The organism is Gluconobacter sp. Dm-44 (assembly GCF_018256175.1).
Taxonomy (GTDB): Bacteria; Pseudomonadota; Alphaproteobacteria; order Acetobacterales; family Acetobacteraceae; genus Gluconobacter; species Gluconobacter cadivus.
Genome location: NZ_JAERLZ010000001.1, coordinates 510,203 through 525,750 on the forward strand (window position 1 = coordinate 510,203; position 15,548 = coordinate 525,750).

The 15,548-nt window shown below is 62.6% G+C and carries 20 protein-coding genes; 13 read left to right on the forward strand and 7 right to left on the reverse strand.

Going from position 1 to position 15,548, the window contains the following annotated elements:
* Window positions 1–91: 91 nt before the first annotated feature.
* The 5 genes from bcp to aat form a co-directional block, all read right to left on the reverse strand.
* Window positions 92–595, reverse strand: a complete 504-nt coding sequence (bcp, locus tag JK213_RS02325) for a thioredoxin-dependent thiol peroxidase (RefSeq protein ID WP_194261884.1) — start codon at window positions 593–595, stop codon at window positions 92–94.
* A gap of 63 nt (window positions 596–658) precedes the next feature.
* Window positions 659–1,048: a hypothetical protein gene (locus JK213_RS02330; RefSeq protein ID WP_099285587.1), complete on the reverse strand. Its 390-nt coding sequence runs from the start codon at window positions 1,046–1,048 to the stop codon at window positions 659–661.
* Between the two features lie 164 nt (window positions 1,049–1,212).
* A complete protein-coding gene (locus JK213_RS02335; RefSeq protein WP_194261883.1) occupies window positions 1,213–1,821 on the reverse strand; it encodes a hypothetical protein in 609 nt (202 codons plus the stop codon).
* Window positions 1,818–2,738, reverse strand: coding sequence for a hypothetical protein (locus tag JK213_RS02340; protein ID WP_194261882.1), 921 nt, complete (start codon window positions 2,736–2,738; stop codon window positions 1,818–1,820). Before JK213_RS02340 ends, JK213_RS02335 begins: the two co-directional genes overlap by 4 nt.
* Window positions 2,735–3,412, reverse strand: a complete 678-nt coding sequence (gene aat / locus JK213_RS02345) for a leucyl/phenylalanyl-tRNA--protein transferase (RefSeq protein WP_194261881.1) — start codon at window positions 3,410–3,412, stop codon at window positions 2,735–2,737. The genes JK213_RS02340 and aat overlap by 4 nt, the downstream gene beginning before the upstream one ends.
* A gap of 64 nt (window positions 3,413–3,476) precedes the next feature.
* Between aat and JK213_RS02350 the strand changes: the two genes are divergently transcribed.
* Window positions 3,477–3,761 (forward strand): hypothetical protein, encoded by a 285-nt coding sequence (locus JK213_RS02350; RefSeq protein WP_211571276.1) that lies wholly within the window; start codon window positions 3,477–3,479, stop codon window positions 3,759–3,761.
* 11 nt (window positions 3,762–3,772) lie between these two features.
* Here JK213_RS02350 and JK213_RS02355 read toward each other — a convergent pair whose 3' ends face one another.
* Window positions 3,773–4,612: an EcsC family protein gene (locus tag JK213_RS02355; protein WP_194261880.1), complete on the reverse strand. Its 840-nt coding sequence runs from the start codon at window positions 4,610–4,612 to the stop codon at window positions 3,773–3,775.
* A 154-nt stretch (window positions 4,613–4,766) separates the two neighbouring features.
* On the opposite strand from JK213_RS02355, the gene JK213_RS02360 reads away from it, so the two are divergent.
* Window positions 4,767–5,285 (forward strand): hypothetical protein, encoded by a 519-nt coding sequence (locus JK213_RS02360; protein ID WP_194261879.1) that lies wholly within the window; start codon window positions 4,767–4,769, stop codon window positions 5,283–5,285.
* Window positions 5,286–5,297: 12 nt separating this feature from the next.
* Here the strand turns inward: JK213_RS02360 and JK213_RS02365 are convergent, their stop codons facing one another.
* The gene (locus JK213_RS02365) at window positions 5,298–5,714 is read right to left on the reverse strand and encodes an EVE domain-containing protein (RefSeq protein WP_194261878.1); all 417 of its coding nucleotides are present in this window, start codon (window positions 5,712–5,714) and stop codon (window positions 5,298–5,300) included.
* A 200-nt stretch (window positions 5,715–5,914) separates the two neighbouring features.
* Here JK213_RS02365 and JK213_RS02370 point away from each other — a divergent pair, with 200 nt between their 5' ends.
* The 11 genes from JK213_RS02370 to JK213_RS02420 all read left to right on the forward strand — a co-directional run bounded on the left by JK213_RS02370 (window position 5,915) and on the right by JK213_RS02420 (window position 15,507).
* Window positions 5,915–6,676 (forward strand): heme ABC transporter permease, encoded by a 762-nt coding sequence (locus tag JK213_RS02370; RefSeq protein ID WP_099285589.1) that lies wholly within the window; start codon window positions 5,915–5,917, stop codon window positions 6,674–6,676.
* Window positions 6,673–6,840: a hypothetical protein gene (locus JK213_RS02375; RefSeq protein WP_167315815.1), complete on the forward strand. Its 168-nt coding sequence runs from the start codon at window positions 6,673–6,675 to the stop codon at window positions 6,838–6,840. Before JK213_RS02370 ends, JK213_RS02375 begins: the two co-directional genes overlap by 4 nt.
* The gene (gene ccmE / locus JK213_RS02380) at window positions 6,837–7,340 is read left to right on the forward strand and encodes a cytochrome c maturation protein CcmE (RefSeq protein ID WP_172492861.1); all 504 of its coding nucleotides are present in this window, start codon (window positions 6,837–6,839) and stop codon (window positions 7,338–7,340) included. Before JK213_RS02375 ends, ccmE begins: the two co-directional genes overlap by 4 nt.
* Window positions 7,341–7,347: 7 nt before the next feature.
* Complete coding sequence (locus tag JK213_RS02385) at window positions 7,348–9,327, forward strand: heme lyase CcmF/NrfE family subunit (protein ID WP_194261877.1); 1,980 nt, start codon at window positions 7,348–7,350, stop codon at window positions 9,325–9,327.
* A 12-nt stretch (window positions 9,328–9,339) separates the two neighbouring features.
* Entirely contained in the window at window positions 9,340–9,894 is a 555-nt protein-coding gene (locus JK213_RS02390; RefSeq protein ID WP_194261876.1) for a DsbE family thiol:disulfide interchange protein, read from the forward strand.
* On the forward strand, window positions 9,891–10,361 hold the full coding sequence (locus tag JK213_RS02395) for a cytochrome c-type biogenesis protein (RefSeq protein WP_194261875.1): 471 nt from the start codon (window positions 9,891–9,893) through the stop codon (window positions 10,359–10,361). The genes JK213_RS02390 and JK213_RS02395 overlap by 4 nt, the downstream gene beginning before the upstream one ends.
* A 5-nt stretch (window positions 10,362–10,366) precedes the next feature.
* Window positions 10,367–11,107, forward strand: coding sequence for a c-type cytochrome biogenesis protein CcmI (ccmI, locus tag JK213_RS02400; RefSeq protein ID WP_194261874.1), 741 nt, complete (start codon window positions 10,367–10,369; stop codon window positions 11,105–11,107).
* On the forward strand, window positions 11,104–11,385 hold the full coding sequence (locus tag JK213_RS02405) for a hypothetical protein (protein ID WP_062108981.1): 282 nt from the start codon (window positions 11,104–11,106) through the stop codon (window positions 11,383–11,385). Before ccmI ends, JK213_RS02405 begins: the two co-directional genes overlap by 4 nt.
* A gap of 78 nt (window positions 11,386–11,463) precedes the next feature.
* Complete coding sequence (locus JK213_RS02410; protein ID WP_194261873.1) at window positions 11,464–12,360, forward strand: DMT family transporter; 897 nt, start codon at window positions 11,464–11,466, stop codon at window positions 12,358–12,360.
* Between the two features lie 127 nt (window positions 12,361–12,487).
* Window positions 12,488–13,891 carry a lyase family protein gene (locus tag JK213_RS02415; RefSeq protein ID WP_194261872.1) on the forward strand — a complete coding sequence of 468 codons (1,404 nt, stop codon included), beginning with the start codon at window positions 12,488–12,490 and terminating at the stop codon, window positions 13,889–13,891.
* 119 nt (window positions 13,892–14,010) lie between these two features.
* Window positions 14,011–15,507, forward strand: coding sequence for a S10 family peptidase (locus JK213_RS02420; protein WP_194261871.1), 1,497 nt, complete (start codon window positions 14,011–14,013; stop codon window positions 15,505–15,507).
* The last annotated feature ends 41 nt before the right edge of the window (window positions 15,508–15,548 follow it).

Genomic DNA, 15,548 nt, shown 5'->3' on the forward strand with positions numbered 1-15,548 from the left:
CGGGGAGGGCGCGGGAAGTCGTGGACGGCCATAGACGGTCATCGGCGCGTTTCCGGCCTGTCTCCCTCGTGAGAGTTGGAGGTATAAGCCCTCAGGCTTTCGGAAGGTTCCGGAAAGCCTCCGCCACCAGAGCGGCATGTGTCGCGGGTTTTACCTTGCGCCACACATTCCGGATGACGCCCTGCCCATCCACCAGAAAGGAACTGCGCTCCATCCCCATATAGGTCCGGCCATACATGGATTTCTCAACCCATGTTCCGTAAGCCTCGGCGACGGCATGGTCTTCATCCGAGGCGAGCGGAAACTTCAGACCATATTTCGTGGCGAATTTTTCAATTTTCGCCACCGGATCGGGGCTGACGCCGATGATCGTCAGACCCTCGGCATCGAACTCGGGCAGAACCTCCTGAAGACCACAGGCCTGCGTCGTACAGCCTGGGGTGTCGGCTTTCGGATAGAAATACAGCAAATAAGGCTTCCCGCTCAGCGCGGCACTGCTGACAGTCCGCCCGGCAGAAGCGGGAAGCGTAAAATCTGGCGCCCGGTCACCCGGTTGCAGGTCTGTATTCTGTGCAGAAACGGTCATAAACGGCATGATTGCCCGACCCGTCCGATCCGATCAAGGCAAACCGGACGAAAACCGTTCAGTATTCCGGGATCAGTATCCCGGATACATCACAACGGGGGGCGGTCCGTAAACAACCCGTGGCGGCGGCGCATAGACGACCGGCGGGGGAGCATACACGACCTGCGGCGGCGGAGGGGGCGGCGGACCATAAGGTTGGGCCAGCAGCGCGCCGCCTACAGCACCCAAAGCCAGACCACCCAGAATGCCCCCGACAATCGCGCCGGAATGGTCATGATGCCAGCCGCCGCGCCCACCGCCCGGAGGCCCGCCATATCCATACCCGCGACCGTAACCCGGACCATATCCCGGCCCGCCGCCATGCCAGTGAGCCTGCGCCTGCGGCACGATGGCATTCGGGACGATTGCGGAACCGATCAGCAGCGGAGCGGCCATAAGAACTGCACGTGTGATGCGACGCATGGCATCTTTCTCCTCGAAACACGTGGAGCGGAAAAGCCGGTTAAAACAGGCTCTTCCGTCCATGAGAAAGATCATGCCCGCTGAAAATGGCAGCAAGAGGCGCCAATCATGGCAGGAGCCGGACAAATTGTAACAGCCATCCGTCCAGCCTCAGAAAGGGCCCCTCAGTGCGGCGACTCGACCCGGTGATAACCTGGCGGCGGGTCAAAAACGTCGAGCGGCTGCGGAGAACGGCTGACCGAGACCGCTTCCACGACCGGCTTTCCGTCATGCACCGCCCCCAGCATCAACCCGTCTTCCGTGTAACAGAACGTGGTCGGATGGCGGTCGGTGTCGGCACTTTCCCAGATCGTGCAGACTTCCCCGGCAATCCGGCCCTGCCCCATTCTGCGCCATGATCCGGCTGCGGGCGTTCCGGGCGCCGCGAAATTACCGCCCGGCGCAGGCATGACCGTCGCCGTGCGCTTGGTCCCATCCAGCACCATCAGGATATGGGTGCGGTAATCCGTCAGCATGACCGTCGCAGACCCTTCGGGCTCGATCCGCTGCCGCCACGACGTGGACGTCCAGCGCATCCTCTGATGCAGATGCTGTCCGGCCGGACCCGTCAGAACATAATCGATATCGGCATCATGCAGCGGCGTCACGAGCGGAGCCTGTGCCTGAAGCGGCGCGGGAGTTGCTGGAACATCCGCCTTTGCGGAAAATCCGGCCACAGCCCCCATCACCAAACAGACCGTCATTCCGGCTGTGCGCAATCCCGTCAGGCTCATTTGTGATTTCCATCGGCCGGGCCACTCGGCGGCTGATCCGGCGCGGATACGGAACCATCTCCTGAAGAATCATTCGAAACGGAGGGCTGTGTCGTATCAGGCTGAGCGCTCTGGCCCGGCAGCAGTGCCGTATGCCCACCCGGCGTTGTGGTGGCTGGTGCAGGTGCATCCCTGTCCCCGATCACGGGCGTGTCGGAATCCGACACGTCAGGCGTCGCGGCCTCATGCGTCGTCGTCTTCATATCTGTGCCCGAGGCTTCCGGCACCGGCGATGGCGTCGCACTCCCTGCCTGGCTCTGATGCGCGGGACGCATTTTCGGCTCCAGCATATGAAATCCTGCCGGTGGCTCGAACGTGGAGGACGGGATGTCCTGATAGGATACCGAAAGCGCCTTGATGGAGCCTTCCACACCGTCCGCATCCACGCCGTTTTCCGCCAGAATGACGCCATCCGGCGTCACACAGGCGCTGGCCGTGCCGTGGCTGCTCTGGATAGTCCAGCGGTCGCACGCCACTCCCGCCACGGTGTCATGACCAGCGGCCTTATACTGCATGTCCAGATCAAGCATGAACGGATTGTGCAGACCGTGGCTTGGATGAAAGCGCGTATAAAGCTGCTGCTTCATCATCACGAGCGTGACCTGCTGCGCCGGGCGATCAAGGATCGTCACCCCGTTGCCATCCTGCGAATCGATCCGCAGCAGATCGCCCGCGCCCGAGAACGCGACTTTGACACTCTCGGGATGACCTTTCGTCGCACTCGACAGCGTGGAAAGCTCATACACGACCGTCACATCCCGCGTCGGCGTCAGGCGGGGATGATCGTCCGCATGAGCCGGTGTCATCACAGACAAACCGGCCACCAGCAGCCCGATCGGCGCGGCGCTCAGAAAAACAGGACGTGTAAAAACAGTCATGGCGGATCTCCGACAGGCACGCGCCCGGGAAGCGCGCGCAGGGACGCAATGGATTCACGCAGGGCCTGAAGGCTGAAATCGTCAGGCCAGACCGCACGCACGGTCAGCGCCTGATGAAGCAGGGACTGATAATCCTCCGCTGGAATGCCGACCCCACCCAGCCCCGTCAGATGCGGCGTGGTGTATTGCGTATCCAGCAGCGTGTATCGCCCCTGTCGCAGCCCTGCGACAAGATGGACCAGCGCCACCTTAGAAGCATCACGTTCCCGCGAAAACATGCTCTCGCCGAAAAAAGCCCCCCGCAGGGACACGCCATACAGGCCACCCACCAGAGCCTCGCCGTCCCAGACTTCAATGGAATGGGCGTTTCCCTGACGGTGCAGGTCACCATAAAGACTGCGGATACGCCCGCTGATCCATGTCGTCTCCCGCCCGGGAGCCGCTTCAGCACAGGCCAGCATGACGTCATCGAATGCCCGATCCGCCGTCACCATCATCCTGCCCGACATCACGAGGCGCATGAGCTTTTTGGGAACATGCATCCCGTCCAGCGGCATGATCCCGCGCTCTTCCGGCAGATACCATGTCAGTTCCGCGCTTTCCGCATCCGGAGCCATGGGAAAAATCCCCGAGGCATAAGCCTGAAGCAGAAGGTCCGGCGTTATCTCATCCATGACGACACAGTTTCTACCCGTTTCCTAAACTGAGGCGCCGCAGAGCACATGTATGGATCCTGTCGTGCGAAATCATGACCGTGAAGACAACGACCATGGTAAAGGTGGCCTGCCATCAGGGAGACCGCCAGTGCCGCTTGCTTTCATTTACGCCATCATCCTCGTCATACTTGGCGCCCTGCGCCTGCTGATGCCCGAAATACACGGCCTGTTGATGGTTCTGGCCAAAATCAGCGCGGCCTGTCTGGTTATCTCCGCGCTCGTGGATCTGTGGACGATGCGCAAAAACGTCGAACCTGCGACGATGACCGAAGCATCTTTGACCACAGAAGGAGCAACGGAAGCCTGAGACTCCTGAGCTCAGGAAAATGTCTCAGACGTACCCATCCCACCGGCCCGCAGATCGGCAGCAGCCTCCTTAACGGCCAGCCCATGCGTGCGTTCCAGACGACGGATCGTGAAATGGGCCCGTGCCAGCGCGCGGTAATGCGCCAGAAACGCCGTGTTGAGAGACGCCCCACACAGCGCGCCCGCAACCGGCACCATCTGCAACGCGAACTTGCGCGACAGACCGATTCCGTAATGCGACGCCACTTCCGCCATCAGCATCACGATAGGCCGTCCGCGCAGCAGCGCACGCGCCGAGAAGAAACCCAGTTCGCCTTCCTCGTCGCTCTGACGCGCCGGAAAACTGCGGAGCGCAAAAACTTCCAGACAGGCCCGGCGCGTGTCTTCGTTGCGCAGATCCTCGCCTTCCTCGCGCGCAATGCGGGCGATTTCGCGCATGATGGTCAGCGTTGTGAAGCCGACATCCGGCGCAAGACCGAAAATTCCCCCGAAACCGCCCAGCGCACCAGAGACGGCCACGGCGGCCTGTCCCAGATTCTCACGCATCGGATCACGCGGGGCCGGCGCATCGTTGTCGATACCCAGAACAGCCACACGAAACGCCCGTTCGATGGCAGCTTCCGCCGTCTTGTGGAATTTTTCCTGCACCGCCGGGGCCAGTCCGAGTCCCTGCATGCCGAGTCGCGTGGCCTGTCCGACCGCGCCGCCCATCAGGTCGGCCAGACGCACGAGAACCCCACGGCCCTGCTCCACCTTTTCAAGAACGGACTGAAGCTGTGCAAGGGAATCCCCGTCCAGCGCCGTCGAGGCGAAATTGCTGGTCGGAAGCTGCGTGTCATTCACTGAGGTCATGACGATCAAAACTCCTGTTCGTAAGACCCGAAACCGTTTACCGGATAGCAGGTTTCATATCCTAACATGGCACCATCATGGGGATATCGGCGCCAGAAGACTACCCGGGCCAACTATCCGGACGAGCACCGTCGGGGTGAGGAGAATGACACCAATGACCGCATTATCGCGCTTGATCCTGTCTGCGCCACTCGCAGCCAGCCTCCTCGTTCCGGCCGTTTCTCCGGCGCTGGCCGTCCCGAGTCACAGCCGCCACCACGCCTCTCATGGCACGGCCAACCTGCCGCAGATGGGGCCGACTGCCGGACAGATCGTCGGCGCACCGGCAAAGCCGCTGACCCCGGCCCAGCAGGCCGCGCTCCCCGACGAAGGCGCCCCGCCCCCGCCGCACGGCTATACGGAAGTGGAAGACTCGGAAACCGCCCTCGCCAGCTATAGCGACCGGGTCCGGACGCATCTTCCGGTCGGCATGCCCGGCCCGAATGCGCAGCAGAAAACCAACGGCCCCAACAACCTGCCGTCCCATTTCACGCTGTTTGGTATGCCGGTGAAGTTCAATGCGCCGGTGCAGTCGCCTTATGAAGATGAAGACTCACCAACGAGCTATGCCGGTCATCCGGTCAATGGCCAGACGAACATCCTCGTCAACGGTGACGCCTCTCCCATTCACTAAGAAATACGGTCTTCAGGGGCGCACCCAGTCCCCGATCTGCGTCAGGTGACGGAACTCCTCCTCCGTCACCGGCGCCACGGACAGTCTGGACTGTTTCAGCAGCGCCATGTCCGCCAGAGCCGGATCGGCCTTGATCTCGGCAAGGCTCACGGGACGGCCAAAAGCCCCCATCGCCTTCACATCCACACAGACCCAGCGCGGATCATCCGCAGTCGGGTCCGGATAGGCTTCCCGTACGACTTCCACCACGCCCACAATCCGTTTTTCGCTAACGGAATGGTAGAAAAACGCCAGATCGCCGTTTTTCATCGCCGCAAGATTGTTGCGCGCCTGATAGTTGCGTACGCCGGTCCACGGCTCGACATTATTATGCACCTGCTGCGCCCATGAGAACGCCTCGGGTTCCGATTTCACCAGCCAGAAAGCCATTTCTCACTCCCGCCACAAAAGCTGCCCCAAGAGCTGCCCTTGGGGTATTTTGCGCTCAATTCCGTGAAACGTGATAACAGTGATCGGAACAATGGGACAACGCGCCTCTTCCGAATATGATTGCTTCGGACTATTTCAATGGGGAACCTGTCGCGGGGAACCCATCGCCGCGTTGCCACTCTGCCGAGGTCCGTGTCCCAGTGCGCCCTACCCCCAACCTGCTCCATCGCTATGCCAATCCGGGGCAGTTCCTGCGTCTGGCGCGCACCCTGCTGCCTTGGCTGACCGGTGGCGCAATCGTGTTTCTCGTGGTCGGTGTGATCTGGGGTCTCTTCATCGCCCCGGCCGACTGGCAGCAGGGCGACACCGTCCGCATTATGTATGTGCATGTCCCAATGGCGTGGCTGGCATCGTCCTGCTACCTCGGGCTTGCAACCTGCGGCGTGCTTTCGCTGGTCTGGCGCCATCCGCTGGCCGATCTGGCCGCCATAGAAATCGGACCCGTCGGCGCCTGCGCCGCCGCTTTGTGCCTGATTACCGGCTCGCTCTGGGGTGAGCCAATGTGGGGCACATGGTGGGTCTGGGACGCGCGCCTGACGTCCATGCTGGTGCTGTTCTTCCTGTATCTCGGCCATATCGCCCTGATCCGCGCCTTCGACGAACCCGCCCGCGGCCAGCGCGCCGCCGCGATCCTCGCTCTGGCCGGTGTCATCGACCTTCCGATCATCAAGTTCAGCGTCCAGTGGTGGAACACCCTGCACCAGCCCGACAGCATCACCCTGACCGGCGCACCCACCATGTCCATGATGATGCTCTGGCCGCTGCTGATCTGCACGATCGGCTTTACGCTCGGTGTCGCGGCCGTCATTTTCACCCGGCTCAGCGCCGCCATCCATGAAAGCCGTGCGCGCCAGATGATGGCTCGTTCGCGTCTCGATCGCAGGGACAGTCAAGCAGCATGATGCATCTCCCGAATCACTGGCCCTATATCGCGGCCTCCTATGCCCTGACGCTGGGCTGCTCCCTTGTCCTGGGTGTTGGTGCCGCCCTGCGCCTTCGGAAGTCCAAGGCCCGTCTGGCCGCCGTCGAAGGCCATGCCCGCCGTCGTGAAAGGTCAGCCTCATGACCCGCAAGACCCGTCGTCTCTGGATCGTCATCGCCTGTCTGGCCTGTGTCGGTTCCGCCGCTGCCCTGACGCTGCGGGCGTTCTCGTCCAACATCGTGTTCTTCATGGCGCCGTCGCAGGTGAAGGCCAATCCGCCCTCACCGGATCGCACCATCCGCCTCGGCGGCATGGTCATGGCGGGCAGCCTGCACCGTATCAATGAAAACGGCACCCCCGTGAACGCCTTTCAGGTGACGGACGGACAAGCCGCGGTCGAGGTCCATTACACCGGTATCCTCCCCGACCTGTTCCGCGAAGGACAGAGCGTCGTCGCCCTCGGCACCGTGCAGAAGGACGGCGGCTTCACCGCCAGCGAAGTCCTCGCCAAGCATGACGAGACCTACATGCCCAAGGAAGTCGCGGACGAACTCAAACGCACCGGCAAATGGGACCCGCGCTTCGGCAAAGCGCCGGACGCCTCAAGCTGGGACACCATGACCGCAAAGAAAGCAGGGGGCTGATCGCCTGATGTTCGGACCAGAACAGGGCCATTTCGCCCTGGCCCTCGCCTGCGTGCTCGCCCTCGTGCAGTTCGCCGTCCCACTCTGGGGCGCCAACCGCCGTGACGCGCGCCTCGTAGGGCTTGCGCCCTATCTCGCGGTCTCACAGTTGCTTGCACTGGGCTACTCGTTCCTGTGCCTCGTGATGTGCGCCGTCAGCGACGATTTCTCGGTCCAGAACGTCGCGGCAAACTCCGCTGTCTCGAAGCCTCTGCTCTATAAAATCACGGGCGTCTGGGGAAACCATGAAGGATCGGTCCTGCTCTGGACGCTGATCCTCGCCGTCTGCGGTGGTGCGGTGTCCTTGTTCGGCCGTAACCTGCCGGACATCCTGCGCGGGCGCGTTCTGGCCATTCTTGGCGGCGTTTCCGCCGGGTTCCAGATGTTCTGCCTCCTGACGTCCGATCCGTTTGAACGCGTTTTCCCCGCGCCGATGGACGGTCAGGGCATGAACCCGCTCCTTCAGGACCCGGGCCTCGCCTTCCATCCGCCCATTCTCTACACCGGCTATGTCGGTTTCGCCGTCCCCTTCGCCTTCGCGGTCGCCGCCCTGATCGAAGGCCGCGTCGATGCCGCATGGGGCCGCTGGGTCCGTCCCTGGGCCGTGGCGGCCTGGTGCTTTCTGACCTGCGGCATCGCGCTCGGGTCGTGGTGGTCCTATTATGTGCTGGGCTGGGGCGGCTACTGGTTCTGGGACCCGGTGGAAAACGCCTCCCTCATTCCATGGCTGACGGGCACGGCCCTCGTGCATTCCGCCATCGTTGTGGAAAAGCGTGAAGGTCTGAAAATCTGGACGGTCCTGCTCGCCATCGCGACCTTCTCGTTTTCTCTGTCGGGCACGTTCCTCGTCCGCTCGGGCATCCTGAACTCGGTCCACGCCTTCGCCAACGATCCCGCCCGCGGCGTGTTCATTCTGGCCCTGCTCGCCATCGTCATCGGCGGCTCGCTGGCCTTGTTCGCATGGCGCGCGCCTTCCCTCACCTCGACCGGCCTGTTTTCGCCGGTCTCGCGTGAAGGCTCTCTGGTCCTGAACAACATCCTGTTGTGCTCGATCTGCGCCGTCGTCGTGACGGGCACGATGTACCCACCCTTCATGCAGCTTCTGGCCGGACGCACCATTTCCGTCGGCAAACCGTTTTTCGACGCCGCCACAATCCCGCTGACCCTGCCGCTTCTTCTGGCGATGGGCGTCGGCACGGCCCTGCCGTGGAAGCGCGCGCAGCTCGCCCGGACGTTCTCGCATCTCTATGCCGCGGCTGGCATTGCTGCGATCGGGCTGGTCCTGTGCTTCTGGAAGCTTTCCGGCATCCTGCCCATCGCCTGCGGTACGCTGGCGGTCTGGGTCATCGCGGCGTCCGTTTCCGACGTGCTGCGCCGGATCGGCATTGGCCATACGTCCGCGCAAGGCGTGTGGGAGCGCATGAAGAACCTGCCGCGTTCAAGCTGGGGGGCGGCACTCGCCCATATCGGCGCAGGCATCACCATTCTCGGCCTGTGCGGCATGTCTCAGGCCGAGCACGCCATCGTTGAAGTCCATATCGGCGAAACGCGCTCTCTGGCCGGGGACGACTGGACGCTGCTGGACGTGCATGACTATATCGGCCCGAACTACAAGGCCATGCAGGCCGACATCGCCATCCGTCACAACGGCAAGCTCGTGACCATCCTGCACCCTGAAAAACGCGACTTCACGACGCAGAGCCAGACCACGACCGAAGTCGCCATCCACACCAATTTCATCACCGATCTGTACGGTGTAGTCGGTGACCGTCACGGTACGGGTAAGGACACGACCTACGTCCTGCGCCTGCACCGCAATCCGCTCGCGCCCTGGATGTGGCTGGGCGGACTGGTCATGGCGATTGGCGGCGCGTTCTCGCTGTCCGACCGCCGGATGCGGATCGGCGCGCCCAAGCGTGCCGCCGCCCGCAACATGGCCCGGGCCTGAGGAGAAACGGACATGAGCGTAACACGACGCGGCATCCTCACCGCCGTGCCCATCATTGGCGCGGGCGTCCTCGGCATCGGGTTCTGGCGGATGCTGAGCGACATGCGCAGCGGCGCTTTCGACCCACGCGCCATCAAGAACCCCAATGTCGGCAAACCCATCCCGACCTTCGCCATGCCGGGCCTCCCCGGCCTTGGTGACGGTTTCACCGATGCGGAACTCAAAGCCCAGCACCGTCCGGTTCTGGTCAATTTCTTCGCCTCATGGTGCATTCCCTGCGTGGCGGAAATGCCCGGCCTGCGCGCCATTTCGCGCAACATGCCCATCTGGGGCATCGCCTATGAGGACAAGCCCGAAAACGCCAGCGCCTTCATCCAACGCGACGGCTCGCCTTACGCCCGCGTCGCCTCCGACCGTCATGGCCGCGTGGCCATCGACTGGGGCGTAACCGGCGTGCCCGAGAGCTTTCTGGTCGCACCGGGAGGGCGCATCATCTGGCATGGCAGCGCCGCCCTCGACCCGCAGATCTACGAGGCGGAAATCCGCCCGAGGCTGGCCGGATTATGAAGGCTTCCAGACGCTTTCCGGCCCTGCTGCTCGCGGTTGGCCTGATCGGCGGCGGCGTAGCCCTTGCCGTGGACGATCCCGCCGAAATGCTGCCCAACCCGGCGCAGGAAAAACGGGCCGAAGCCATCGGCGCGCATCTGCGCTGCCTCGTCTGTCAGAACGAGAGCATCGAGGACAGCAGCGCGCCCCTCGCCCGTGATCTCCGCAAGGTTGTCCGCGAACAGGTTGCGGCAGGCAAAAGCGATCAGCAGATCATGGACTGGATGACCGAACGCTACGGCGAATTCATCCGTCTGGCCCCACAGTTTTCATGGTCTACCGCCCTGCTCTGGCTGATGCCGGCGCTCGCGCTGGTGGCCGGACTTGTCATTGCATGGCGGACGGCCAGACGCCGCGTCGTCGCGACGCCTGCGCCGCTCACGGATGACGAGCGCGCGCGTCTGGATGCCCTTTCGGGCCGGGAGTAAACTGTTTGTTCTGGTTGGGAATCCTGATTATCGCTGCGGTGGCCCTGTGTCCCGCTTTTCTGGGTCTGCGAACCCTGCGTCGCCGCGTGAATGCCCGCGACTCCGCTCTCACGCTCTATCGCGGACAGCTTGGGGATCTGGAGCGCGATCACGCCCTCGCCCTCATCAATGCTGAAGAATATCAGGCCGCGCGCCTTGAAGTTCAGCGCCGCCTGCTGGCCACGGATGGTGAAGCCGCCGTCGAAGATCTGTCGGCTGAACCGGCAAAGCGCCGCCGGGTTCTTCCCGTTCTGGCGGTCGGACTCGGCATCCCGGTCCTGGCATTTGCCCTCTATATCGTTAACGGCCACCCCTCCCTCCCGCCACAGCCGCTGAGCGAGCGTCAGACAGGGCCGGATGCGAAGGGTCTGGAAATGATCCATAAACTTCAGGCTGAAGTCGCTACGATCCCTGCGACATCCTCGACTTATGCGACCGGACACTTCATGTTGGGGCAGGTCGAAGCCAAATCCGGTCTGACGGAAGATGCGATCCGGGACTGGAAAGCCGCTCTCGACGCCCATTTCGAGCCCGAACTGGCCATTCGCCTCGCTGAGCTTGAAAGTCGTAACGGCAGCCACATCTCTGGCGAAAGCCTTGACCTCTATCGCCGCGCCCTGGCAGCGGCACCGGCTGATGCGCCCTGGCGTATGGCCGTGGAAGCCCGTATTGCGGTTGGCGAACATCAGGAGAATAACGGTCAGTGAGAAAACCCGAAGCCAACGCCATCGCGCTGTGCCCCGTCTGTCGCAAACCCATGCGCCCGACCTCGGAGAAATGCCCACATTGCGGTGCTGAACGTCATTACGGCCCGCGACTTCTTGAATCCGCCGTCTGCGCCTTTGCCGGAATGGTCCTGCTCTCGGCGGTTTCCACCCTGATTCTGCCGATCTCGCTGTGGACCATCATGTTCGCCGCCATCGGTCTGGTGGCCGGTTTTCTCTTTTCCCACAACCGTTTCAGTGGGGATCGCTGGCTGCAATAACGTGTTGGGATGGGCGACGCGCTTATCCCACTTTTGCAACTCTTCCCGCTCTCGAAACATTCCTGCTAATAAACAGGAATGACCCAATCTTCCGGACGTTCCCTGCCCTTTTTCGTCGCCGTGGCCATCCTCTCCTGGGCGAGCGCCTATCCCGTCGTCCGAATTGCCCTGCATGATTTTGCACCCGTGCCGCTGGCGGCATTGCGTTATGCCGTCGCGGCCGTCATGGCGGCTCTCTGGCTTTGGTGGAAACGCCCCACACGCCCGCTGACCGCCGATATTCCGCAGATCCTCGCCTGCGGCATGATCGGGATCATGCTCTACAATATCCTGTTCAACTGCGGAGAAATGACCGTCTCGTCCGGAGCGGCCAGCCTTCTCATCAGTGCGGCCCCGCTGATGGCGGGGCTTCTGGCCATGGTGTTTCTCGGTGAGCGCATGTCCCGCTGGGGCTGGGCCGGATCGATTCTGAGTTTCAGCGGCGTCGCCATGATCGCCAAAGGGCAGAGCGGTGGTCTTTCCTTTGGCTCCGGTGCCACGCTGGTGTTTGGCGCGGCCGTCTGCGCGGCGTTCTACACGATCCTCCAGAAAGGCCTGATCCGCCGCTACGGTGCCCTGCCGACGATTGCCTATGTCCTGATTTCGGGTGCGATTTTCCTGACCCCCTGGCTGCCTCAAGGCCTCACGAGCTTCTCCAATGCCTCATGGCAGGGACAGGCGGCTGTGCTGGAACTCGGGATTTTCCCGGCGGCGTTCGGTTATGCCGCCTGGGGGTTCGTCATCGGCCATCTCGGCGCCTCGCGCGGTGCGGCCCTGCTTTACCTGCTGCCGCCCGTGACGATGGTTCTGGCCTATTTCCTCACCGGCGAAGTCCCATCCCTGCGAACCCTGATCGGCGGTGCGGTCGTCATGGCGGGTGTGATCCTGACCAATACATATGGCCGTCACCCGGTGGCCCAGATCGTGGAATCCTGAAGCCGTTTTCTTGCTGTGACGACATCCGGATTTTCTATGGCTCGGTTCCTTTGTCCTGCGGCGATTGTGCGATAATTTCCCCCCGTGAAATGAGCCCGATCACCCGCAGGAAAGCCGAAAACAGACAATGAGCCGTACCGAAACCGATGGCATGGGCCCGATCGACGTCGCTGACGATGTGCTGTGGGGCGCTCAGACCCAACGCTCCCTGAAATATTTCAGCATCGGTCGCGAACTGATGCCGCATGAAATGATCGAAGCCTATGCGATCATGAAGCGGGCCTGCGCGACGGCCAATGCCGCCACCGGCCGTCTGTCTCAGGAGCGGGCGGATCTGATCCAGACCGTTTGTGACGAGATCATCAAGGGTGAGCATGACCGGATGTTCCCGCTCCATGTCTGGATGACGGGCTCGGGCACGCAGTTCAACATGAACGTCAATGAAGTGATCGCGAACCGCGGCTGCCAGATCACAGGCAACCCGCTCGGCAGCAAAACGCCTCTGCATCCGAACGATCACGTCAACATGTCGCAGTCCACCAACTGCAACTTCCCGACTGCCATGCACATCGCAGCCGTTCTCGGCACGCATCGTCGCCTGATCCCGGCCCTGACGCGCCTGCGTGACGCCATGGCCGCCAAGGCCGAAGAATGGCGCGATCTGGTCAAGGTCGGCCGCACGCATCTTCAGGATGCCGTCCCCATCACGTTGGGTCAGGAATGGCACGGCTATGCGGGAATGCTGACGGACAACATCGCCCGCCTCGAACAGGCCCGCGACGGTCTGTTTCCCCTCGCCCTCGGCGGCACCGCCCTCGGCACCGGCGTCAGCACGGATGAGGGCTTCGACCGCCGCGCCTGTGCAGAAATTGCCCGCCTAACCGGACTTGGCTTCACGGCTGGCGAGAACAAGTTCGCGCTTCAGGGCGCACATGATGCGCTGGTGCATCTATCAGGCGCGCTGCGCACAACGGCGGGCAGCCTGTTCAAGATCGCCAACGACATCCGCCTGCTCGCCTGCGGCCCACGCGCCGGTCTGGGCGAACTGCACCTGCCGGAGAACGAGCCGGGATCGTCGATCATGCCGGGCAAAATCAACCCGACACAGGCTGAAGCGCTGGCCATGCTCGCCCTTCAGGTCATGAGCAACGATGTTGCGGTCGGCCTCGGCGGGGCTGCGGGCATGCTGGACATGAATGTCTACAAGCCGCTCATGATCCATAACATCATGCAGGGCATCACCCTTCTGCATGACGGCTCGGAAAACTTCCGCCGCTTCCTCGTCGAAGGCACGAAAGCCAATACGGAGAAGCTGAAGCAGGATCTGGAGCGTTCGCTGGTTCTCGTCACCGCCCTCTCCCCGGCCATCGGCTACGACCGCGCCGCACAGGTCGCGCATCACGCAATGGAAAAGGATCTGAGCCCGCGTGAAGCCGCGCTGGAACTGGGCTTCATGACATCGGAAGAGTATGACCGCGTCGCCGACCCGCGCCTCATGCTGCGTCCGAACATCACAGCCCCCAAAGCCTGACCGAACACCCGCGTCAGACCGCTTCCGTATGACGAAAACTTCATGCGGAAGCGATGGTCGTTACAGCTCAGGACTGATAGGGCGGACTCTTCTGCTTTTTTTCCGGAGATGCCCGTCAGATGATGACCCGCCGCGCAGCCCTGCTCGCTTTAACGCTCCTCACTCCCGTCTGTACGGCTGCGGCGGCCGATGCCCCCAAGACCGACACCAAGACCGAAACTGGCAAGACAACCGACGCCTTCATGGGTGAGCCCGCCCTGCTCCCTGCGGATTCCGTCACCCAGCATCATCTGAACGGCATCGCCTACACCGCCCATGCCGGAACGCTCATCCTGCGCGGCCCTGACGGCAAACCGACGGCCCGCATGTTCTACGTGTCCTACACGAAAGATGGCGTCCCGGCTGGCACCCGTCCGGTCTCGTATTTCTTCAATGGCGGCCCGGGTGCGGCCACGGCCTATCTGAACCTCGGCGCGGCTGGCCCCAAGGCTCTGACCATGCCTGCCAAGGACCCGACGGACGGCACTCATGCCCAGCTTGCGGACAATCCCGACAGTTGGCTCCCTGTTACCGACATGGTCTTCATCGACGCCGTGGGCACGGGCTATTCCCGCCCCACCGATACGGCCAAGGCCGGAGACCAGTTCTACGGCGTCAAACAGGATGCCAGCACTTTCGCCAAGGCCATTGGCCTGTGGACGGCAGCGAATGGCCGTGAAGCCTCGCCGCATTATCTCGTGGGCGAAAGCTATGGTGGCATCCGCTCCATTCAGGTCGCCAATGCGCTCCAGATGGAACAGGGCATCCTGCTCAACGGCATCGTCATGATCTCCCCGGCCATCGAGATGCCTCTGCTCGATTCGGACGACAATCCGCTCTCCGCCGCTCTCATGATGCCAAGCCTGATCGCCGCGCATCAGAGCCCGAACGTGACGGAAAAGACGGCTGACGAAGCCTATCAGTGGTCCCTGAACACCTATCTGCCCAAAATCGCCGGAAAGCTGCCCTCAGGGAGCGACGGTCAGGCGCTTTATGCCGAGATTGCCCAGCGCACCGGCCTGCCGCAGGACGTGATTGCCCGTCAGCACGGCATTCCCGCCATCGGCTCGCACGACATCATGTCCCGCGATGGCCGCCTGTACGGGCTGTACGATTTCACGCAGTCCATCGCCGACCCCTCGGCTGATGGTCTGGACGAAAGCCCCGATCCGACGCTGTTCGGCTTTGGTCGCGCCTATGGCAATGCCTTCTCGGGCTATGCCGCAAACGACCTCGGCTTCAAGACACCCCTGACCTACGACCTGCTCTCCTTCAAGGTGAACGGAAGCTGGAAGTGGAGCGCAGGCGGCCCGTCGCCCATCCATCAGATCCCGGTTCTGAACCGCCTTCTGGCGCTTGATCCCGGCCTGCGCGTTTTTGTAGCAAATGGCTATTATGATGTGGCCTGTCCATTCGCGACCGCGCGCTGGATGAAGGACCATCTGACCGTCGGCGCAGACCGCGTGTCGCTGCATCTCTATCAGGGTGGTCATATGCTCTATACCCGCCCGGCCAGCCGTCATGCCCTTTCGGCAGACGTCGCGTCCTGGATTCAGGCAGACAGCCGCCAGCCCTGAAATAAAACGTCATAAATTGACAGCAGGCGGTGAGGAACGGA